This is a genomic window from Streptomyces sp. NPDC060064, from assembly GCF_042736455.1.
Classification (GTDB): domain Bacteria; phylum Actinomycetota; class Actinomycetes; order Streptomycetales; family Streptomycetaceae; genus Streptomyces.
Window position 1 is genome coordinate 30127 of the sequence record NZ_JBHWWF010000034.1, and the last position, 21805, is coordinate 51931.

General features: G+C 71.8%; 16 protein-coding genes. 9 read left to right on the plus strand and 7 right to left on the minus strand.

Annotated features, from left to right (window positions below; all coding sequences use genetic code 11):
* Nucleotides 1-42: 42 nt before the first annotated feature.
* Both ACFWDI_RS31870 and ACFWDI_RS31875 read left to right on the plus strand, forming a co-directional pair.
* Complete coding sequence (locus tag ACFWDI_RS31870) at nucleotides 43-1281, plus strand: acyl-CoA dehydrogenase family protein (RefSeq protein WP_385309332.1); 1239 nt, start codon at nucleotides 43-45, stop codon at nucleotides 1279-1281.
* Nucleotides 1281-2795: an acyl-CoA dehydrogenase family protein gene (locus ACFWDI_RS31875; protein WP_385309334.1), complete on the plus strand. Its 1515-nt coding sequence runs from the start codon at nucleotides 1281-1283 to the stop codon at nucleotides 2793-2795. Before ACFWDI_RS31870 ends, ACFWDI_RS31875 begins: the two co-directional genes overlap by 1 nt.
* Nucleotides 2796-2804: 9 nt before the next feature.
* Here the strand turns inward: ACFWDI_RS31875 and ACFWDI_RS31880 are convergent, their stop codons facing one another.
* The 6 genes from ACFWDI_RS31880 to ACFWDI_RS31905 form a co-directional block, all read right to left on the minus strand.
* The gene (locus ACFWDI_RS31880; protein ID WP_385309335.1) at nucleotides 2805-3278 is read right to left on the minus strand and encodes a pyridoxamine 5'-phosphate oxidase family protein; all 474 of its coding nucleotides are present in this window, start codon (nucleotides 3276-3278) and stop codon (nucleotides 2805-2807) included.
* A 45-nt stretch (nucleotides 3279-3323) separates the two neighbouring features.
* The gene (locus ACFWDI_RS31885) at nucleotides 3324-3884 is read right to left on the minus strand and encodes a HutD family protein (protein ID WP_385309337.1); all 561 of its coding nucleotides are present in this window, start codon (nucleotides 3882-3884) and stop codon (nucleotides 3324-3326) included.
* The gene (locus ACFWDI_RS31890; RefSeq protein ID WP_385309339.1) at nucleotides 3881-4600 is read right to left on the minus strand and encodes a vWA domain-containing protein; all 720 of its coding nucleotides are present in this window, start codon (nucleotides 4598-4600) and stop codon (nucleotides 3881-3883) included. Before ACFWDI_RS31890 ends, ACFWDI_RS31885 begins: the two co-directional genes overlap by 4 nt.
* A gap of 229 nt (nucleotides 4601-4829) precedes the next feature.
* Nucleotides 4830-6290: a glutamate synthase subunit beta gene (locus ACFWDI_RS31895; RefSeq protein ID WP_327322966.1), complete on the minus strand. Its 1461-nt coding sequence runs from the start codon at nucleotides 6288-6290 to the stop codon at nucleotides 4830-4832.
* Nucleotides 6283-10842 (minus strand): glutamate synthase large subunit, encoded by a 4560-nt coding sequence (gene gltB, locus ACFWDI_RS31900; RefSeq protein WP_385309341.1) that lies wholly within the window; start codon nucleotides 10840-10842, stop codon nucleotides 6283-6285. The genes ACFWDI_RS31895 and gltB overlap by 8 nt, the downstream gene beginning before the upstream one ends.
* Before the next feature lie 428 nt (nucleotides 10843-11270).
* Nucleotides 11271-11999 carry a VIT1/CCC1 transporter family protein gene (locus tag ACFWDI_RS31905; RefSeq protein WP_327322968.1) on the minus strand — a complete coding sequence of 243 codons (729 nt, stop codon included), beginning with the start codon at nucleotides 11997-11999 and terminating at the stop codon, nucleotides 11271-11273.
* A 291-nt stretch (nucleotides 12000-12290) separates the two neighbouring features.
* Between ACFWDI_RS31905 and ACFWDI_RS31910 the strand changes: the two genes are divergently transcribed.
* The 7 genes from ACFWDI_RS31910 (at nucleotide 12291) to ACFWDI_RS31940 (ending at nucleotide 20632) form a co-directional block, all read left to right on the plus strand.
* Nucleotides 12291-13328 (plus strand): ADP-ribosylglycohydrolase family protein, encoded by a 1038-nt coding sequence (locus tag ACFWDI_RS31910; RefSeq protein WP_385309344.1) that lies wholly within the window; start codon nucleotides 12291-12293, stop codon nucleotides 13326-13328.
* Between the two features lie 515 nt (nucleotides 13329-13843).
* Entirely contained in the window at nucleotides 13844-15043 is a 1200-nt protein-coding gene (locus ACFWDI_RS31915; protein ID WP_385309404.1) for an ADP-ribosylglycohydrolase family protein, read from the plus strand.
* Nucleotides 15006-16172: an ADP-ribosylglycohydrolase family protein gene (locus ACFWDI_RS31920; protein WP_385309346.1), complete on the plus strand. Its 1167-nt coding sequence runs from the start codon at nucleotides 15006-15008 to the stop codon at nucleotides 16170-16172. The genes ACFWDI_RS31915 and ACFWDI_RS31920 overlap by 38 nt, the downstream gene beginning before the upstream one ends.
* On the plus strand, nucleotides 16169-17767 hold the full coding sequence (locus tag ACFWDI_RS31925) for an ADP-ribosylglycohydrolase family protein (protein WP_385309347.1): 1599 nt from the start codon (nucleotides 16169-16171) through the stop codon (nucleotides 17765-17767). Before ACFWDI_RS31920 ends, ACFWDI_RS31925 begins: the two co-directional genes overlap by 4 nt.
* Nucleotides 17764-18648: a ribokinase gene (gene rbsK / locus ACFWDI_RS31930; RefSeq protein ID WP_385309349.1), complete on the plus strand. Its 885-nt coding sequence runs from the start codon at nucleotides 17764-17766 to the stop codon at nucleotides 18646-18648. The genes ACFWDI_RS31925 and rbsK overlap by 4 nt, the downstream gene beginning before the upstream one ends.
* Entirely contained in the window at nucleotides 18645-19835 is a 1191-nt protein-coding gene (locus ACFWDI_RS31935; protein ID WP_385309351.1) for a CaiB/BaiF CoA transferase family protein, read from the plus strand. Before rbsK ends, ACFWDI_RS31935 begins: the two co-directional genes overlap by 4 nt.
* Nucleotides 19832-20632, plus strand: a complete 801-nt coding sequence (locus tag ACFWDI_RS31940) for an HpcH/HpaI aldolase/citrate lyase family protein (RefSeq protein ID WP_385309353.1) — start codon at nucleotides 19832-19834, stop codon at nucleotides 20630-20632. The genes ACFWDI_RS31935 and ACFWDI_RS31940 overlap by 4 nt, the downstream gene beginning before the upstream one ends.
* Before the next feature lie 115 nt (nucleotides 20633-20747).
* Here the strand turns inward: ACFWDI_RS31940 and lgt are convergent, their stop codons facing one another.
* A complete protein-coding gene (gene lgt, locus ACFWDI_RS31945; RefSeq protein WP_385309355.1) occupies nucleotides 20748-21764 on the minus strand; it encodes a prolipoprotein diacylglyceryl transferase in 1017 nt (338 codons plus the stop codon).
* Nucleotides 21765-21805: the final 41 nt, after the last annotated feature.

Consider the following 21805-nt stretch of genomic DNA (forward strand, 5'->3'; position numbering starts at 1 on the left):
GCACGTTAACCTACCAAACACTTGTTAGGGAAGGATGCGCGAATGGACCTGGACCACTCCGCCGACGAGGAAGCCTTCCGGGCCGAGGCCCGCGCCTGGCTCGCCGCGAACGTGCCCGCCGAGCCCCTCCCCTCCCTGGAGACCGAGGAGGGCTTCGCGGCCCACCGCGCGTGGGAGGCGCGGCTGTACGCGGACCGCTGGTCGGTCGTCTCCTGGCCGCGGGAGTACGGCGGGCGGGGCGTCGACATCTTCGGCTGGCTGGCCTTCGAGGAGGAGTACTACGCGGCGGGCGCGCCGGGACGGGTCTCGCAGAACGGCATCAACCTCCTCGCCCCGACGCTCTTCGACCACGCCACCGAGGAGCAGCGCGCCCGGGTGCTGCCCGCGATGGCGAGCGGCGAGGTCGTCTGGGCACAGGCCTGGTCCGAGCCGGAGTCCGGCTCGGACCTCGCGTCGCTGACGTCGCGGGCCGTACGGACGGACGGCGGCTGGCTGCTCAGCGGCCAGAAGACCTGGTCCTCGCGGGCCGCCTTCGCCGACCGCGCGTTCGGCATCTTCCGCACCGGTTCGGAGGCGCGGGTCGCCGGTCCGGGGGCGGGGGTCGCCGGTCCGGGGGCGGGGGTCGCCGGTCCGGGGGCGGGGGTCGCCGGTCCAAAGGCGTCGCGGCCGCATCAGGGTCTGACGTATCTGATGTTCGACCTGTCGGCGCCGGGTGTGACGGTCCGGCCGATCGGCAGGCTCGACGGCAAGCCCGCCTTCGCCGAGCTCTTCCTCGACGATGTCTTCGTCCCCGACGAGGACGTGATCGGCGAGCCGGGCCAGGGCTGGCGGATCGCGATGTCCACGACCGGCAACGAACGAGGGCTGACCTTGAGGTCGCCCGGCCGTTTCCTGGCTGCGGCGGAGCGTCTCGTACGGCAGTGGCACGCGTCGGCCGACCGGCCGGAAGGCCACGACACCGCGCTGCGCGACCGGGTGGCGGACGCGGTGATCGGCGCGCGTGCCTATCAGCTTTTCACCTACGCCAACGCGTCGCGCTTCGCGGCGGGCGAGAGCATCGGCGCCGAGTCCAGCCTGAACAAGGTCTTCTGGTCCGAGTACGACATCGCGCTGCACGAGACCGCGCTCGATCTGCTGGGCGCGGAGGGGGAGTTGGCCGACTCCGACTGGTCCGAGGGCTATGTCTTCTCGCTGGCGGGCCCCATCTATGCCGGTACGAACGAGATCCAGCGCGACATCATCGCCGAGCGGCTGCTCGGCCTCCCGAAGGGCCGCCGCTGATGCGTTTTCTGCTCACCAATGAGCAACAGGCGTTCGCGCGCTCGCTGGACGCGATGCTGACCGCCGCGGACACACCGTCGGCGGTACGGGCGTGGTCGGCGGGCGACCACGCCCCGGGCCGGGCGCTGTGGTCGCGCCTCGCGGAGGCGGGGGTCTTCGCGCTTGCGGCCCCGGAGGCGTACGAGGGCGTGGGGCTGCTACCGGTGGAACTGGCGGCTGCCTTCGTGGAGTTGGGCCGCCACGCGGTGCCGGGCCCGGTGGTCGAGACGGTCGCGACGGCGGCGCTGCTGACGCGTCTGGCCGAGCACGGCGACGCGTCACCGGCGAAGCGGCTGCTGCCGGGGCTGGCGACGGGTGAGTCGACGGCGACGCTGGCGATGACGCTGCCGCTGACGGGGTGCGGTCCGTACGCGCTGGACGCGGACGCGGCGACGGTGACTTTGGTGGTGTCGGGAGGGGACGCGGCGGACCCGTCGGGCGTGTTGGGCGACACGGCGACCGTCCCCGGCCTGGCGACAGCCGGCGCGGGCGCGACGCCTGCCGCCGCGGACACCGGTACGGGCAGGGGCACCGCCCCCGGGCCGGCCACTCCCCGCGCGGACGCGACGGGCGTGTTCGGCGACCCGGCCACCGTCCCCGGCCGGACGACAGCCCGCACAGCCGCGACGCCAGCCGCCGCGGACACCGGTACGGGCAGGCGCGCCGCCCCCGGGCCGGCCACCCCCCTCGCGGACGCGACGGGCGTGTTCGGCGACCCGGCCACCGTCCCCGGCCGGACGACAGCCCGCACAGGCACGAAGCCAGCCGCCGCCGAGGGCACCGGTACGGGCAGGGGCACCGCCCCCGGGCCGGCCACTCCCCGCGCGGACGCGACAGCCGCCGTCGGCGCCGGTACAGGTGCCCGCACCGGTGCGGGCATGAGCGCCCGCACCGGGCCGGCCACTCCCCGCGCGGACGCGACAGACGGCTCTCCGTACGCGCAGCTGCTCATCGCCCCCGGGCACGGCCCCGTACACACGTCCGCCGACCCCGCGCGGCGGCTGGCGAGACCCGGCGCCGGGGGCGAGGTTCTTGCCGAAGGGCCCCATGTGGCCGCCGCCGCCGCGTATGCGGCGGATGTCGCCGCCTTGGCCACCGCCGCGCAGGCCCTCGGCGTCGGGCTCGCGCTGCTCGACCGGACCGTTGCCCATGCCAAGCGGCGCCATCAGTTCGGCGCGGCCATCGGCTCCTTCCAGGCGGTCAAGCACCGGCTGGCCGACACTCTGATCGGTCTCGAATTCGCCCGGCCGCTCCTCTACGGAGCCGCCCTCTCGATGGCTGCCGCCGATATCGCCGCGGCCAAGGCCACCGCGGGCGAGGCCGCGTACGCCGCCGCCCGCACCGCTCTGCAGCTGCACGGCGCGGTCGGTTACACCGATGAGCTCGACCTCTCGCTCTGGCTGCGCAAGGCACGACCGCTGCGGGACGCCTGGGGCACACCCGCCCAGTGCCGGGCGCGGGTGCTGGCGGCATGAGCGGAGGGCTCAGCGACGCCGGACGGTGCGTACGGCTCCGCCCGGCCGCCAGGACCGTACGACCAGCTCATCTCCGTCGACGGACGTCTGCACCACCTCGCCCAGCTCGACCCGGAACAGATGGAACGGCTCCGGCGGCTTGACCTCGGCCACGAATCGCCCGAGCACCTCAGGATCCGTCACCTCCACCGCACGCCCGCCGATCCGGACGTCGCCGCCGGCCATGGAGTCGTCGGGGCCGGGATTCGCCTGTACCGCGAAGCGTGGATCGCGCTGGAGGTCCTGCGCCTTGCGGGAGTTCGGCATCATGCCGAGCCACAGCTCGCCGAAGCGGAAGTCCACTTCGAGTCCGGTCACCCGCGGGGATCCGTCCTTGCGCAGGGTGGCCAGGACATGGTGCTTGTACTGCTGGAACCGCCGCTGAACGGTCTCGGCGAAGTCCGGCTCCGCCGCCCGGAAATCTGCCCATGTGCTTGATGTCATGACGCTATCGAACCGCGAAATCCCGACATCTCCTGTCGGGATTCTCTATGGCTCGGACAGTGTGACGACCGCCGCGTGCCCCTCCGTGTGCAGCGAGCCGGGCGAGGCGTCCAGCACCGCGGCGTCGTACTGCGCGAGCGTCACGCGCGCCTCCTTGAGGACGGTCGTCCCGTCCAGCGCGACGATCACCACTGTCGAGCCGGACGGGACCACGACCAGCAGTCCTCCCCGTACCACCGAGGTCAGGCACGCCGTACGGCTCCTGCGGCGCATGACGTTGAAGTTGACGACGGGCCCGGCGAGCAGCCGGCCGTCGGTCTCCGCATCGCCGGGGAAGTCGTAGGGCCGGTACCGCTCGTCCGCGAGCGTGCGTTTCCCGCCGACCGTGAGGTCCATCCCCGCGCCCTCGACCACGGTCAGGGTCCGGTCCACGTCCGGGAACGCGGAGAACGGTCCGTCCGCGCCGACGTCCGCGAGGCTGATCCGCCAGTCGAAGGCGTCCATGGGCGCGCCTTCGGGCGAGGCGGTGATCTCGCGGGTGACGCCGCCGCCGTTCTTCCAGGGCACGGCCGTACGGTCGGCCGCGCGCAGCACCCGTACCGTCATCGCACGATGCCCTGCGCACGCGCCGCGGCCAGCCAGAGCGGGAACTCGGCGACCAGCCGGTCGTACAGCTCGGCGTCCGGGACCTGGCGCGGATCGAGTCCGGCGTGGAAGAAGCCGGCGTTGTCGACGGCCCGCTTGGCGGGTACGGCCAGCTCGTCGAGCTTGTGCAGGAAGTCGAACTGCGAGCTGCGCTTGTTGCCGAAGCCGATGAACTGCCAGAACAGCGGGAGCTTCGCCGCCTTGCACAGATAGCGTTCCGCGGCGTGCTTGCTGATCGGACCGCCGTCCGTCTGGAAGACGACGAGCGCGGGCGCGGTCGAGCCGCTGTCGAGGTAGTGGTCGATGACAGCGTCCATGGCCAGGTGGTAGCTCGTCCTGCCCATGTGCCCGAGGCCCGCCACGATCCGGTCGACCCGCCCGTGGTGGTTGTCCAGGGCGATGTCCGTGACTGCGTCGACGTCCGTCGAGAAGAAGACGACGGGCACCCGGCCGTCGTCGTCGAGATGGGCGGACAGACCGAGCACCCGGTCGGCGAGGGCCTGCACGCTGCCGTCCTTGTAGTACTCCTTCATGGAGCCGGAGTAGTCGAGCACCAGGTAGACGGCGGCGCGCTCCTCGTTCAACCGGTGCTTCTCCAAGGAGACACCGGCGCTCTTGTAGAGGCTGACGAGCGCGGGCGCGGTCTCCTCGATCTTGCGGAGACTGATGGCCGCCATGCGGGGCTCCATTCGTTCACCGGGACGGGAGAGTTGAGGTTACGTCACCCGTACGGGGACCCTTCGCGCTCGGCAGCGTGCCCCGCCGCACGGGGCGACTTCGTCTCGTATGCCGCCCCCGGCTGAACGTGCCGCGGCGCCCACCCAGTGTCCGGTCGGGGACAGGGCAGGCGCCGCGTTGAGTTCCGTACGCCGTTGTACGGGACCGTATGAGGGGTTGAAGCGGTGATCAGACCGTCAGCGAACGGTCCGTCGGGCGGATCGGGGCCGGCAGCTCACTGACACCGGTCAGGAAGCGGTCCACACCGCGCGCCGCCGAGCGGCCCTCGGCGATCGCCCACACGATCAGCGACTGGCCGCGGCCCGCGTCACCGGCGACGTACACGCCGCCCACGCTGGTCGCGAAGTCCGCGTCCCGCGCGATGTTGCCGCGCTCGTCCAGCGCCAGGCCGAACTGCTGGACCAGCCCGTTCTCCTGGTCCGTGCCCGTGAAGCCCATCGCCAGCGTGACCAGCTGCGCCGGGATCTTCCGCTCCGTGCCCGGCTTCTGCTCCAGCTTGCCGCCCTTGAACTCCACCTCCACGAGGTGGAGGAACTGGACGTTGCCGTCCTCGTCGCCCTCGAAGTGGGTGGTGGAGACGGAGTAGACCCGCTCGCCGCCCTCCGCGTGCGCCGAGGTGACCTTGTAGAGCATCGGGAAGGTCGGCCACGGCTGACCCGCCGGACGGTCGTCGCCCGGTCGCGGCATGATTTCCAGCTGTGTGACGGAGGCCGCGCCCTGGCGGTGGGCCGTACCGACACAGTCCGCGCCCGTGTCACCGCCGCCGATGACCACGACGTGCTTGCCCTCCGCGGTGATCGGAGGAGCGACGAAGTCGCCCTCCTGCACCTTGTTGGCGAGCGGCAGGTACTCCATGGCGAAGTGGATGCCGTTCAGCTCACGGCCCGGGACCGGCAGATCGCGCGAGACGGTCGCGCCGGCCGCGATGACCACCGCGTCGTACCGCTTGCGCAGCTTCGCGGCGTCGATGTCACGGCCGATCTCGATCTCGGTGCGGAACTTGGTGCCCTCCGCGCGCATCTGCTCGATACGGCGGTTGATGTGCACCTTCTCCATCTTGAACTCGGGGATGCCGTACCGGAGAAGGCCTCCGATACGGTCCGCGCGCTCGTAGACGGCGACCGTGTGACCCGCCCGGGTCAGCTGCTGGGCGGCGGCGAGGCCCGCCGGGCCCGAGCCGATGACCGCGACTGTCTTGCCGGACAGACGCTCCGGCGGCTGCGGCTTGACGTCGCCGGTGTCCCACGCCTTGTCGATGATCGAGACTTCGACGTTCTTGATGGTGACGGCCGGCTGGTTGATGCCGAGGACGCAGGCCGACTCGCAGGGCGCCGGGCACAGCCGCCCGGTGAACTCCGGGAAGTTGTTGGTCGCGTGCAGCCGCTCGCTCGCCGCCGACCAGTCCTCGCGGTACGCATAGTCGTTCCACTCGGGGATGAGGTTCCCCAGCGGACAGCCGTTGTGGCAGAACGGAATACCGCAGTCCATGCAGCGCCCGGCCTGCTTGCTGATGATCGGCAGCAGCGAACCGGGAACGTAGACCTCGTTCCAGTCCTTGACGCGATCCGCGACGGGGCGGGTCTCGGCGACCTCTCGGCCGGTGGTCAGGAAGCCCTTGGGGTCAGCCATTGGTCGCCGCCTCCATCATCTTCTCGGTGGTCTCCTGCTCGGAGAGACCGGCGAGCTCAGCGGCGTCCTTGGCGGCGAGCACTGCCTTGTACGTGGTCGGGATGATCTTGCTGAAGCGGTCCACCGCAATGGACCACTCGGCCAGCAGCTTCGACGCGACGGTCGAGCCCGTCTCCTCCTGGTGGCGGCGCACGACATCGTGCAGCCACTGCTTGTCGGAGTCGTCGAGGGCCTCGACAGCGCCGAGGTTGCCCACGTTGACGTTGTCGCGGTCGAGGTCGATGACGTACGCGACGCCGCCGGACATACCGGCCGCGAAGTTACGTCCGGTCTCGCCGAGCACCACCGCGTGACCGCCGGTCATGTACTCGCAGCCGTGGTCGCCCACGCCCTCCGAGACGACCGTGGCACCGGAGTTTCGGACGCAGAACCGCTCGCCGGTCCGGCCGCGCAGGAACAGCTCGCCGCCGGTCGCACCGTAGGCGATGGTGTTGCCCGCGATGGTGGAGTACTCGGCGAGGTGGTCGGCGCCCCGGTCCGGGCGGACGATGACGCGGCCGCCGGAGAGGCCCTTGCCGACGTAGTCGTTGGCGTCGCCCTCCAGCCGCAGCGTCACACCGCGCGGCACGAACGCGCCGAAGGACTGGCCGGCCGATCCGGTGAAGGTGATGTCGATGGTGTCGTCGGGCAGGCCCGCACCGCCGAACTTCCTGGTCACCTCGTGGCCGAGCATCGTGCCGACGGTGCGGTTGATGTTGCGGATCGCGACCTGCGCACGCACCGGCTGGGCGTCCTCGGCGGAGGCGGCGTTCAGAGCCTCGGCGGCGAGCTCGATCAGCTCGTTGTCGAGCGCCTTCTCCAGACCGTGGTCCTGCTCGACCAGCTGGTGGCGTACGGCGCCGTCCGGCAGCTCGGGGACGTAGAAGAGGGGCTCGAGGTTGAGGCCCTGTGCCTTCCAGTGGTCCACGGCCCGCTCGGTGTCCAGCAGCTCGGCGTGGCCGACGGCCTCTTCGATCGTACGGAAGCCCAGCTCGGCGAGGAGCTCGCGGACCTCCTCGGCGATGAACTCGAAGAAGTTGACGACGTGTTCGGCCTTGCCGGAGAACCGGTCGCGCAGCACCGGGTTCTGTGTGGCGATGCCGACCGGGCAGGTGTCCAGGTGGCAGACGCGCATCATGACGCAGCCGGAGACGACGAGCGGCGCGGTCGCGAAACCGAACTCCTCGGCGCCCAGCAGCGCGGCGATGACGACATCGCGGCCGGTCTTCAGCTGGCCGTCGGTCTGTACGACGATGCGGTCGCGCAGCCCGTTGAGCAGCAGGGTCTGCTGGGTCTCGGCGAGGCCGAGCTCCCACGGGCCGCCCGCGTGCTTCAGCGAGGTGAGCGGCGAGGCGCCGGTACCGCCGTCGTGGCCGGAGATGAGGACGACGTCCGCGTGCGCCTTGGAGACACCCGCGGCCACCGTGCCGACACCGACCTCGGAGACCAGCTTCACGTGGATACGCGCGGCCGGGTTGGCGTTCTTGAGGTCGTGGATCAGCTGAGCCAGATCCTCGATGGAGTAGATGTCGTGGTGCGGCGGCGGCGAGATCAGACCGACACCCGGGGTGGAGTGCCGGGTGCTGGCGATCCACGGGTAGACCTTGTGACCGGGCAGCTGGCCGCCCTCGCCGGGCTTCGCGCCCTGCGCCATCTTGATCTGGATGTCGTCCGCGTTGACCAGGTACTCGCTCGTCACACCGAAGCGGCCGGAGGCGACCTGCTTGATGGAGGAACGGCGCTCCGGGTCGTACAGCCGGTCCGCGTCCTCGCCGCCCTCACCGGTGTTGGACTTGCCACCCAGCCGGTTCATGGCGATGGCGAGGGTCTCGTGCGCCTCGCGGGAGATGGAGCCGTACGACATGGCGCCGGTGGAGAAGCGCTTGACGATCTCGGAGACGGGCTCGACCTCGTCGATGGAGATCGCTTCCCGCTCGGACCTGAAGCCGAAGAGACCGCGCAGCGTCATCAGGCGCTCGGACTGCTCGTTGACCCGGTCCGTGTACTTCTTGAAGATGTCGTAGCTGCGCGAGCGCGTGGCGTGCTGCAGCCGGAAGACCGTCTCCGGGTCGAAGAGGTGCGGCTCGCCCTCGCGGCGCCACTGGTACTCGCCCCCGATGTCCAGCGCACGGTGCGTGGCGGAGATGCCGGAGGCGGGGTAGGCCTTGGCGTGGCGGGCGGCGACCTCCTTGGCGACGACCTCGAGACCGGCTCCGCCGATCTTCGTGGCGGTGCCGTTGAAGTACTTCTCCACGAAGGCGTCGTCGAGACCGACGGCCTCGAAGACCTGCGCGCCGCGGTAGGAGGCGACCGTCGAGATGCCCATCTTGGACATGACCTTCAGGACGCCCTTGCCGAGGGCGTAGATGAGGTTGCGGATGGCCTGCTCGGGCTCCAGGCCCTGGATGAACGTACCGGCGCGGACCAGGTCCTCGACGGACTCCATCGCCAGGTACGGGTTGACGGCGGCGGCGCCGTAGCCGATGAGGAGCGCGACATGGTGCACCTCGCGGACATCGCCGGCCTCGACCAGCAGACCGACCTGGGTGCGCTGCTTGGTGCGGATGAGGTGGTGGTGCACGGCGGAGGTGAGCAGCAGCGACGGGATCGGCGCGTGCTCGGCGTCCGAGTGCCGGTCGGAGAGGACGATCAGTCGGGCGCCGTCCTCTATGGCCGCGTCGACCTCGGCGCAGATCTCCTCGAGACGGGCGGCGAGGGCGTCACCGCCGCCGCTGACCCGGTAGAGACCGGAGAGCGTCGCGGCGGTCATGCCCGGCATGTCGCCGTCGGCGTTGATGTGGATGAGCTTGGCCAGCTCGTCGTTGTCGATCACCGGGAAGGGCAGGGTGACGCTGCGGCAGGTCGCGGCGGTCGGCTCCAGGATGTTGCCCTGCGGGCCGAGCGAGGAGCGCAGCGAGGTGACGAGCTCCTCGCGGATGGCGTCCAGCGGCGGGTTGGTGACCTGCGCGAAGAGCTGGGTGAAGTAGTCGAAGAGCAGCCGGGGGCGCTGGGACAGGGCCGCGATCGGCGAGTCCGTACCCATGGAGCCGAGCGGCTCACCGGCGGTACGGGCCATCGGCGCGAGGATGACGCGCAGCTCCTCCTCGGTGTACCCGAAGGTCTGCTGGCGGCGAGTGACCGAGGCGTGGGTGTGGACGATGTGCTCGCGCTCGGGAAGGTCCTCGAGCTCGATCTCGCCGGCTTCCAGCCACTCCTGGTACGGCTGCTCGGCGGCGAGGGAGGACTTGATCTCGTCGTCCTCGATGATGCGGTGCTCGGCGGTGTCGACGAGGAACATCCTGCCGGGCTGGAGGCGGCCCTTGCGGACGACCTTCGCGGGGTCGATGTCGAGGACGCCGACCTCGGAGGAGAGGACGACGAGTCCGTCGTCGGTCACCCAGTAGCGGCCGGGTCGCAGACCGTTGCGGTCGAGGACCGCGCCGACCTGGGTGCCGTCGGTGAAGGTGACGCAGGCCGGACCGTCCCAGGGCTCCATCATCGTGGAGTGGTACTGGTAGAAGCCGCGCCGGGCCGGGTCCATGGAGTCGTGGTTCTCCCACGCCTCGGGGACCATCATCAGCACGGAGTGCGGCAGCGAGCGGCCACCGAGGTGGAGGAGCTCGAGGACCTCGTCGAAGGAGGCGGAGTCGGAGGCGTCCGGCGTGCAGACCGGGAAGATCCGCTCCAGCTTCTCGGCTCCGAAGAGGTCGGACACGAGCTGCGACTCGCGGGCGCGCATCCAGTTGCGGTTGCCCTTGACCGTGTTGATCTCGCCGTTGTGCGCGACGAAGCGGTACGGGTGGGCCAGCGGCCAGCTCGGGAAGGTGTTCGTGGAGAACCGCGAGTGGACGAGCGCGACGGCCGTGGCGCAGCGCCGGTCGGAGAGGTCCGGGAAGAAGGGCTCCAGCTGCCCGGTGGTCAGCATGCCCTTGTAGACGATCGTGCGGGCGGAGAGCGACGGGAAGTAGACCCCGGCCTCACGCTCGGCGCGCTTGCGCAGCACGAAGGCCTTGCGGTCCAGCGCGATACCCGTGCTCGTACCGTCCGAGACGAAGAGCTGCGAGAAGGCCGGCATGGTGGCGCGGGCGCCGCTGCCGAGCAGATCCGGGGTGACCGGGACCTCGCGCCAGCCGAGGACGTTCAGGCCTTCCTCGGCGGCGATCGTCTCAATGCGTGAGACGGCGTTGGTGCTGTCGTCGGCCGGCAGGAAGGCGATTCCGACGGCGTACGCACCGGCCTCGGGGAGGTCGAAACCGCTGACCTCGCGCAGGAAGGCGTCCGGGACCTGAAGCAGGATGCCGGCGCCGTCACCCGAGTCGGGCTCGGAACCGGTGGCACCGCGGTGCTCCAGATTCCGCAGTACGGTCAGCGCCTGCTCGACCAGCTCATAGCTGGGAACACCGGTGAGGGTGGCCACAAACCCGACGCCGCAGGCGTCGTGTTCGTTACGGGGGTCGTACATCCCCTGGGGGGTGGGGCGACCGTCCATGGGCGACCAGGCGTCGGAACGCATCGGCTCTCCCGTCGTCGTCGTGGCAAATACAGCTACCGAGGGACGACGTTGGCCCTCCGCGAAATTTCGTGCAGATTACATGATGGAGTGCTTCTCGAAAAGTGGATAGCTGGTTCCAGCATGCGGACACCGCGCGAAGCGGTGGAGGTGGGTCAAGTCGGACAGATCGATGTCCGCAAGCCCGTCGCAGAGCAGGCCTCATTGCCCGCAGTGTGTACGGCTCATGCCCGGTGGTTAAGGACTCGAAACCGTCGAGTAAACGGCTACTTATGTAGCGTCTCGCATAGTGTCTCACTCCTCGCCGGATCCGCAGAGAGGATGTACGTCACAACTTGCGGGACCGGCGCGCATGCGACCGCGCACCGGCCCCTGGCGAGGGGCCGGTGCGCAGGTGTCGGAGGAGGGGGCGGGGTGACTGCCGGAAAGTGTCAGACCGCGGCGCCGAACAGCGCTCCGAGCCCGTAGGTGAGGGCCGCGGCCGCGCCACCGAGGACCAGCTGACGCAGCCCGCTGTACCACCAGCTGCGTGCCGTCACGCGGGCGACGAGCGCACCGCAGGCGAAGAGTCCGACGAGCGCCAGCAGCACCGCCGGCCACAGAGCGGTCGCGCCGAGCAGATACGGCAGTACGGGCAGCAGCGCGCCCAGCGCGAACGAACCGAAGGACGAGATCGCGGCGACGGTCGGCGACGGCAGGTCGTCCGGGTCGATGCCGAGCTCCTCGCGGGCATGGATCTCCAGCGCCTGCTCGGGGTCCCTGGAGAGCTGCATCGCCACCTCGCGGGCGAGCGCGGGCTCCACGCCGCGCGCGACGTACAGCGCCGCCAGCTCCTCCATCTCGTCGATGGGGTGCTTGCGCAACTCCCGCCGCTCGACGTCCAGTTCGGCCTGTACGAGCTCGCGCTGGGAGGCGACGGAGGTGTACTCGCCGGCCGCCATGGAGAAGGCGCCCGCCGCGAGGCCGGCCAGGCCGGTGATGACGATGGTCTGCTGGGAGACCGAGCCGCCCGCGACACCGGTCATCAGCGCCAGGTTGGAGACGAGTCCGTCCATCGCGCCGAAGACCGCGGGGCGCAGCCAGCCGCCGTTCACATCACGGTGCGTGTGATTGTCGCGGTGCGCCTCGTGGAGCGTCGCTTCGGTTTCGATGATGGACACAGCTCTCCCCTTTTCCTGCAGCGGGCCCGGTGGTCCCGCTCCCCCTTCACCCTCGAAAATACGCACGATGTAAGGGGTCCGCCAGCAAGGCAGGCCGTACTTACCTGGCTGCCGGGCGGGAGACGGTCCGGCCGCCGGGCGGGAGATGGTCCGGTGCCGGAGCTGGAGGGCGGTCGGGGTTCCGGAACCGGAGGGCGGTCCGGGTGACAGACACGTTTCTCAGACTCCTCGCGCGTCACATGTGGCACAGATGGAGGAACAGGCTCGGTGCGCGCGAAAGGGGCCCGCCCCATGGAGTTGATTGCATGCAATCCCGCTGATCCGGCCGGCCCCTCCTCCGCCGATATCCGCGAGCGGGCCTGCGGCGCAATGCTCGGTCTCGCGGTGGGCGACGCGCTCGGCGCTCCCGCCGAGAACATGCGGCCGTCCGAGATCCGCCGCCGGTGGGGCCGTATCGAGGGCTTTGTGAGCGAGCATCCGGCGGGCACGGACGACACGGAGTACGCCATCTTCTCCGGCCTCCTCCTCGCCCGGCACGGCTCGGCCCTGACCGTGGCCCATGTGGAGAAGGCGTGGCACCAATGGATCGCGGACCTCGACGAAGGCCCGTTCCGGGGCGCGGGGTTCAGCGAACGCGGCACGCTCGAGAACCTGCGGCGCGGGCTCGCCGCCCCCATCTCGGCGCAGCACCGGCACGCCTGGAGCGACGGCCTGGCGATGCGCGCGGCGCCGTTCGGCGTCTTCGCGGCGGGCCACCCGGCGGAGGCGGCGCGGCTGGTCGCGATCGACGGCAGCGTCAGCCACGACGGCGAGGGCATCTACGGCGGCCAGGCGGTGGCGGCGGGCGTGGCCGCGGCGATGGCGGGAGCGGGCCCGGCCGGGGTGATCGGCGCGGCCCTGTCCGTGGTCCCCATGGACTCCTGGACGGCCCGCTCCCTGCGCCGCGCGGTCGTCGCGGCCCAGCACACCTACGCGGACGCGCTCTCCAAGGAACGGGCGGTCCGCTCGGCGGTCGTCATCGGCGGCTACCCGTGGACGGACCTGGCCCCGGAGGCGGTGGGTCTGGCGTTCGGCGCGTTCGCGGCGGCCCGCGGAGACTTCCGTACGTCGGTCCTGACGGCGGTCAACATGGGCCGCGACGCGGACACGACGGCGGCGGTGGCGGGCGCGCTGGCGGGAGCGGTGTCCGGCGCCACGGCGATCCCCGCCGAATGGTCGTCGGTGATCGGCCCGGTCCGCGGGAGCTGCCTTCCGTCGATGAGCGGCTACCACGTGCTGGACATCGCGGAACTCCTGACCCCGGACGACGACCCGCAGGCGGCGTCATGACACCCGAGCACCAGGCGGCGGCCGGGCCTGAAGGCCAACCCGCGACGAGCCGCCGGGAGCCCACCCGGGCCGGGCCCGAAGCGCAGAGCCCCGGAGGCCCCGACAGCCCCCTGCCCTCGCGCGACGCCCTGAGCCCCGCGCGACCGCACGACCCCGCGCCCGACAAAGCCCTCGGCCTGCGCGAAGCCCCGACCCCCGGAGCGCTGCAGGGCCTCGCGCCCGACGGGCGCCCGGGCACACGCGAAGCACCGACCCCCGCACGACCGCACGAACCCGCACCCGACGGGCGCCTCGGCACGCCCGAACCGCCCAGCCCCGCACGACCGCACGAACCCGCACCCGACGAAACCCTCGGCACGCGCGAAGCCCCGACCCCCGGAGCGCTGCAGGGCCCCGCACCCGACGGGCGCCCGGGCTCGCGCGAAGCACCGACCCCCGCACGACCGCACGAACCCGCACCCGACGAAACCCGGGGCTCGCGCGGAGCGCCGAGGGCCCGGCGGGGGGCCGGGGGCCTGCCCCCGGTTTCGGGAAGGGGCGGGGCCGGGGAAGACCACCCGCCCCGCCCCATCGAAGGTCTCCTCCTCGGCCTCGCCGCCGGTGACGCCGCCGGGTGGCCCGCCGCCCGGCATCGCGCCGCCCGGATGCCCGAGTGGACCCGCCGTCTCACCCGTGAGCTCGACACCTTCGCCGAGCAGAACGCCACCACCACCCTCCCCGTCCCCATCGCCCTCAACCAGCCCCCCGAACCCCTCCTCCTCGGCCCCTCCGACGACGCCGAGTGGGCCGCCTTCGCCGCCGAGACCGTGCTCACCGCCGCCGGTGACCTCCTCTCCGGCCTGCCCCCCGGCCGCCGTATGCGCGCCGCCGTCGACCTCGCCTGGAACTCCCTCGCCAGCGAGATCGCCGCAGCCGCCGAGCGCGCCCCCGAGGTCGAGTCCGCCGTACTCCAACTCCGCGCCCGGATCTCCGTACGTGCCGGACTCGGCAATCTCGCCACCGGCCTCCGCCCGCCCGCCACCGGCCACGACAACCCGCACTACTTCGACGACGCCGCCTGCGTACGCGCCGCCGTTCTCGCCGTCGTCCACCCCGGCGACCCGCTCGCCGCCGCCACGCTCGCCGAGTTCGACGCGCGCTACACCCAGGACGGCGACGGAGTGCACGGCGCACGCGCCATGGCCGCCGCCGTGGCCGCGGCGCTCGGCGGCGCGTCCGTCGACGACGCGGTCGACGCCGCCCTCGCCGAGCTCCCCGACGCCACCGAGATCGGCCGCAACGCCCAGCACGCCGTGAAACTCGCCCGCGACGCGAACGGCGCCTTCGAACTCGTACCGCTCCTCGAGCACCAGATCGTCGACCACGTCTACAGCTACGGCATCGCCGCCGCCGAAACCGTCCCGGTCGCCCTCGCCCTCGCCACCGCCGCCCGCGGCCGGGTCGCCGAGGCCGTGCCCGCGGCCGCCTGCCTCTCCCGCGTCGCCGACTCCGCCCCCGCCCTCGCCGGCGCGCTGACCGGCGCGCTCGGCGGCGGCGATTCCGTCCCCGCCACCTGGCGCGACGCCTGCCGCACCCTCGCGGGCTGCGCGCTCCCCCGGCTCGCCGGCACGGATCTGGTCGAACTCGCCGGGCTGCTCGCACACACGGAACTGACCGCCCCGGGTGGACAATTCCGACATGACGACGACACTCGAGACGACGCTCGCACTCGATGACCGGATCGCCGGCAGCCTCATCGGAGCGGCTGTCGGTGACGCGCTCGGCGGCCCGGTCGAGGGCTACAGCCCGGAGCAGATCGTGGAACGGCACGGCGGCCGCGTCCACGGCATCGTCGGCCCGTGGAACGGCGGGGCCTGGCGCACCGCCCGCCCCATCGCGCCGTACCACAAGGGCGACGGCCACATCACCGACGACACCCTCATGACGCACGCGCTGATCCGCGTGTACGCGACCGTACGCGACCATCTCGACGCGTACGCCGTCGCCGACCACCTGGTCCCCGACCTCATGTCGACCCCCCGCTGGATCCCGGAGCTCGAGGCGGAGGCGCTGCCCCTGCAACGCGTCTTCCTCGCCGAGAAGTGGATGGTGACCCGCCTCCACTACGGGCACAACGATCCGCGCGAGGCAGGCGCGGGGAACATCGTCAACTGTGGCGCGGCGATGTACATGGCGCCGGTGGGCCTGGTCAACGCGGCGCATCCCGAGGCCGCTTATGCCGAGGCCATCGACATCGCGGGCGCGCACCAGTCCTCGTACGGGCGAGAGGCGGCGGGCGTCTTCGCGGCGGCGGTCTCCGCGGCCTGTCTGCCCGACGCCACCCCCACCTCGGTCGTCGACACGGCGCTCTCACTGGCCAAGGACGGCACGGAGTCGGCGATCGAGGCGGTGGCCGAAGCCGCGGCCGGCTACTCGGACTTCGAATCGGCCCTCGCTTCTCTTCGTACGGCGGTCGCTCCCTTCGACACGGTCGGTCCGGACTACCGCACCCCGTCCCTGGCGGCCCGCCGGCCCTCTCGGCTGCACTCCATCGAGGAACTCCCCATCGCGCTCGGAATGCTGCTGGTGGGCGGGGGCGACTACCGCCGTACGGTCCTGGGCGCCGTCAACTACGGCCGCGACTGCGACTCGATCGCGACAATGGCCGGAGCGATCGCGGGGGCGCTCCACGGCGAGTCCGCGGTCCCGAGCGACTGGGCGAAGACGGTGGCCGAGGCGAGCCGCATCGACCTGCACGCGCCGGCGCGGGAACTGGCGGCGGTCACCCGCGAGGTCTTCACCCGCGACACGGAACGACACCGATCCCACGAGTCGGCGTTCGCGCGCCTGATGGAGGCACGATGACGAGCCTGCGCCTCACCTGGGTCCAGCCGGAGGACCTGCTGGGCCACGAACTGCGCCAGGCGGAGGAGGACGGCCGCGACGCGATGGAGATCCGCACCCGCTGGCAGACGGCGGGCGGCCCCGAAACCCCACCTCACGCGGGAGCCTCCCCGACCCCGGCCCCGCCGCATCTCCGCGCCTTGGCGGTCGAGCTCCTGGCCGAACTGGCCCGGCTGCCTTCCCCGTTGAAGGACGCGGAACCAACGGACCTGCCAACGATCGCCACGGCCTGCCCCACCTGGCCGACACCGCCGGACCCGCACGCAGCGGGAAGCCTTGCCGGCCCGGCGCCGACCGGCCCACCCCATGAGCCGGCGCAGCTGTCCGACGGCCCGCCCCCACAGGACTCGTTCGAGGCACGGAGTGCGCCCGAGCCCGAAGGCAGCCCACCCCCGCACGGCTCGCGCGAAGCAGCCTGGACGGGGTCCGGGGGCCCGCCCCCCACTCCGGGAACGGGCGGGTCGGGGGAAAGCCACCCCCATGCCCCTGCCCATGCCCATCCCCACCCCCACGCCCTGCAGGCCGCCTGGCTCGGCCGTGCCGTCGGGTGTCTTCTCGGCAAGCCCGTCGAGAAGCTCCCCCTCACCGCCATCCGCGACCTCGCCCGCGCCACCGGCAACTGGCCCCTCAACACCTGGTTCACCGCCAAAGGCCTCCCCGCCGAGCTCGCCGCCGCCCACCCCTGGAACCGCCGGTCCGCCGCCACCTCCCTCGCCGAGAACATCGACGGCATGCCCGAGGACGACGACCTCAACTACCCCCTCCTCAATCTGGTCCTCCTCCAGCGCCACGGAAGGAGCTTCACCACCGACCACGTCGCCCGGCTCTGGCTCGACGAGCTCCCGGCCGGCCGGACCTTCACCGCCGAGCGCGTTGCCTACCGCAACCTCCTCTCCGGCATCGAGCCCCCGCTCACCGCCCGCCACCGCAACCCCTTCCGGGAGTGGATCGGCGCCGCCATCCGCGCCGACATCCACGGGTGGACGCACCCCGGCGACCCCGCGGCCGCCGCCGCGCAGGCCCACCGCGATGCCGTGCTCACCCACACCGCCAACGGCGTCTACGGTGCGATGTTCATCGCAGCCACCATCGCCACCGCGGCCGGCGGCCGGAGCGACATCCACCAGTGCCTACGGACCGGCCTCCGCGTCGTCCCCCCGAGCTCCCGCCTCGCCCAAGCCGTCCGCTTCGGTATCGACACCGCCCACAAGGAACCGCACTTCGACCAAGCGGTCGACCGGCTCCACACCGTCTACGGCCAGCACCACTGGGTCCATGTCATCCCCAACGTCGCCCTTCTCGCCGCCGCTCTCACCCACGCCGACGGCGACTTCACCGGCTCCATCTGCCGAGCCGTGTCCGGCGGCTGGGACACCGACTCCACCGGTGCGACCGCAGGCTCCATCGCCGGGCTGCTCGCCGGCCACCCCGACGCCATCCCCGACCGCTGGACCGCACCGCTCAAGAACCGTCTCGCCACCTCCGTCGCCGGCTTCGACGGCATCGGCTTCGACACCCTCGCCCACCTCACCCACCAGGAGGCGCTCCGCCCATGACCGGCATCGTGGTGCTCGGCAGCACCAACATGGACCTCGTCGCGTACGTCGCGCACGCGCCGAAACGCGGAGAGACCGTCACGGGACGTGAGTTCCGTACGATCCCCGGCGGCAAGGGCGCCAACCAGGCCGTAGCCGCCGCCCGCGCCGGCGGCGACGTCGCGATGATCGGCGCGGTCGGCTCGGACGACTTCGGCGTACGCCTGCGGCAGACGCTCGTCTCCTCCGGCGTCGACACCGACCTCCTGCGGACCGCCGACGGCCCCTCCGGCACCGCGCACATCGTCGTCGACGACGAAGGAGGCAACTCGATCGTCGTGATCCCCGGCGCGAACGGCACCGTCATCCACCTCGTCCCCGGGGACGAAGCCCTCATCGCCACCGCCGACGCGCTGCTGCTCCAGCTCGAACTCCCGCTGAGCGCCGTGCTCGACGGCGCCGAAGCCGCCCGCCGCCACGGTGTACGGACCGTGCTCACCCCCGCCCCTGCCCAGCCCCTCCCTCCCGAACTCCTCGCCGCCACCGATCTGCTGGTCCCCAACGAGCACGAGGCAGCCACCCTCGCCGGCATCGCCGACCCGCACGCCGCGGCCGAGGCGCTGCTGCGTCAGGTCCCCGAGGTCGTGATCACGCTCGGCGCGGCAGGCAGCCTGTACGCGCGGAGAGGGGCCGCGCCCCTCACCGTCCCGGCACCCCGGGTCACCGCCGTGGACACCACGGCGGCGGGCGACACCTTCGTCGGCACTCTCGCCGTCGCGCTCGTCGAGGGCCGCCCCGTACAGCAGGCCCTCAGCTGGGCCTCGGCCGCCGCAGCCCTCTGTGTCCAGCGCGCGGGCGCATCCACCTCCATGCCGTACCGCTCCGAGATCGACGCCTCATGACCCCCACTCCCCTGCAGGGACTGCGCGTCCTCGACCTGGCCACTCTCTTCGCGGGCCCGCTCGCCGCCACCATGCTCGGCGATTTCGGCGCGGAGGTCATCAAGATCGAGCACCCCACCCGGCCCGACCCCTCCCGCGGCCACGGCCCCACCAAGGACGGCGTCGGCCTCTGGTGGAAGCTGCTCGGCCGCAACAAACGCACCGTCACCCTCGATCTGTCCAGCCCCGGTGGCCGCGAGACCCTCCTCCTCCTCGCGAGCACCGCCGACGTGATCATCGAGAACTTCCGCCCCGGCACCCTGGAGAGGTGGCAGCTCGGCTGGGACGAACTGAGCGCGGCCAACCCCCGACTCGTCCTCACCCGCGTCACCGGCTTCGGGCAGTTCGGCCCGTACTCCCACCGCCCCGGCTTCGGCACCCTCGCCGAGGCGATGAGCGGCTTCGCCTCCATCACCGGCGAGCCCGAAGGTCCGCCGACCCTCCCTCCGTTCGGCCTCGCCGACTCGATCGCGGCGCTCGCCACCGCCTACGCCGTGATGACCGCGCTCACCGCCCGCACCGCGACGGGCCGCGGCCAGGTCGTCGACATGGCGATCATCGAACCGATCCTGACCGTGCTGGGCCCGCAGCCCCTCTGGTACGACCAGCTCGGCTACATGCAGCAGCGCACCGGCAACCGCTCCCGCAACAACGCACCGCGCAACACCTACCGCACGGCCGACGGCTGCTGGCTGGCCGTCTCCACCTCGGCCCAGTCCATCGCCGAACGCGTCATGCATCTGGTCGGCCGCCCCGAGCTGATCGACGAGCCGTGGTTCGCCACCGGCAGCGGCCGCGCGGAGCACGCGGACGAACTCGACGACGCGGTGGGCAACTGGATCGCCCGCCGCACCCGCTCCGAAGCCATGTCCGCATTCGAGAAGGCCGAAGCGGCGATCGCTCCGATCTACGACATCCGCGATGTCATGGAAGACCCCCAGTACCGGGCGCTGGACACCATCACCGAAGTCCTCGACCCCGAGCTCGGCCCCCTCCGTATGCAGAACGTCCTCTTCCGCCTCTCCGACACCCCCGGCGCCATCCGCTGGGCAGGCCGCCCGCACGGCGCCGACACGGACGCGGTGCTCACCGAACTCGGTCTGTCCCTGGCCGATATCACCGCTCTCCGCACCCAGGGCGCCCTATGACCATCCCCCTCACCTATCTGTACGCCCCCGGGGACCGACCCGAGGTCGTGCACAAAGCCCTCGCCTCCGCCGCCGACGTCGTGATCGTCGATCTGGAGGACGCGGTGTCCCCGGGCCGCAAGAAGTACGCACTGGCCGCCACCGTCGAACTCCTCGCCTCCCGCCATCCCCTCCCGGTCCATGTCCGTATCAACACCCCCCATGACATCGAGGCCCTCACCGGACTTCCGGGCCTCTGTGCGCTGCGTATCCCCAAGGTCGCACACGCCTCTGACATTCAGCGGATCGCGGCCCGGGCCCCGGGCGTCCCGCTCTACCCGCTCCTCGAATCCGCGCTCGCCGTGGAGCACGCGTACACGATCGCCACCGCCCACCCCGCCGTCCGCGGCATCGCCATCGGCGAGTCCGATCTCCGGGCCGATCTCGGCGTACGGGACGGCACCGGCCTCGACTGGCCACGCACCCGCATCGTGATCGCCGCCCGTGCCGCGCAACTCCCGCCACCCGCCCAGTCCGTCTTCCCCGACATCCGCGACCTGGACGCCCTCTACGCCTCCTGCACCCACGGCCGCTCGCTCGGCTTCCTGGGCCGGGCGGCCATCCACCCCGACCAGCTCCCGGTCATCGAGCGGGCGTTCCGCCCCACGCCCGAGGAGATCGAGGCGGCGGAGGAGATCGTCAAAGCGGCCGCCACGGACGAGGGCGCGCTGGCCCTGCCGGACGGCCGCTTCGTCGACGCGGCGGTCGTGGCCGCGGCGCAGCGCACCCTCGCCCTCGCACGACGCGAGGAACCCTGATTCCGTACGGCTCGGCGTACTCGTCGTCCGGCCTCCGGCTCGTGTTCATCCCCCGACATGCAAAGGCCGCCGGAATCCTTTCGATTCCGGCGGCCCCTGCGTACGGCTCGTGCCGTCAGCCCTTCTTGGCCGACTCCGCGTCCGCGTCAGTCTTCTCGTCCCCGTCGGCGGGGTCCTGCGCCGTCCCGTCCGACGCGCCTTCCGCCGTCCCGTCCGACGCGCCTTCCGACGTGCCTTCCGACCCGTCTGCCGCAGAGTCGTCGCCTCCGGCGTCCGCCGCGGGCTTCGCCACCTCCGACTTCGCCACCTCCGACTTCGCCGTCTCCGGCTCGACGATCTCCTCGCGCCCCGGCCGCACCCGCGACGAGATCACGATGTAGGTCACCGCCAGCACAAAGACGACGATCGAGGTCCACACATTGAGGCGCAGCCCCAGTACGTGGTGCGCCTCGTCGACGCGCATGTACTCGATCCAGCCCCGGCCCACGCAGTACGACGCGACATACAGCGCGAACGCCCGGCCGTGTCCCAGCTTGAAGCGGCGGTCGGCCCAGATGACGAGCACCGCGACGCCGACGCACCACAGCGACTCGTACAGGAATGTGGGGTGGTAGAGGCCGGCCTCGCGGTTGGTGCCCTCGGTGATCTTGAGGGCCCACGGCAGATCCGTCGGCTTGCCGTACAGCTCCTGGTTGAACCAGTTGCCCCAGCGGCCGATCGCCTGCGCGAAGGCGATGGCGGGTGCCAGGGCGTCCGCCCAGGCCGGCAGTGGGATCCCGCGGCGGCGGCAGCCGATCCAGGCACCGACCGCGCCCAGCGCGATCGCCCCCCAGATACCGAGGCCACCCTCCCAGATCTTGAAGGCGTCGACCCAGTTCTCACCCTCGCTGAAGTACAGCTGGTAATCGGTGATCACGTGGTAGAGCCGGCCGCCGACGAGACCGAAGGGCACCGCCCAGACGGCGATGTCGGCCACGGTGCCGGCTTTGCCGCCCCGCGCGATCCAGCGCTTGTTGCCGTACCAGACGGCCACAAAGACACCGATGATGATGCAGAACGCGTAGCCGCGCAGCGGGAGCGGTCCGAGATGGAGCACTCCGGTCGACGGGCTGGGAATGTAGGCGATATCCATGGCAGGACCGACGCTACCCTGCCGGGTGGGACGTGCGGCAA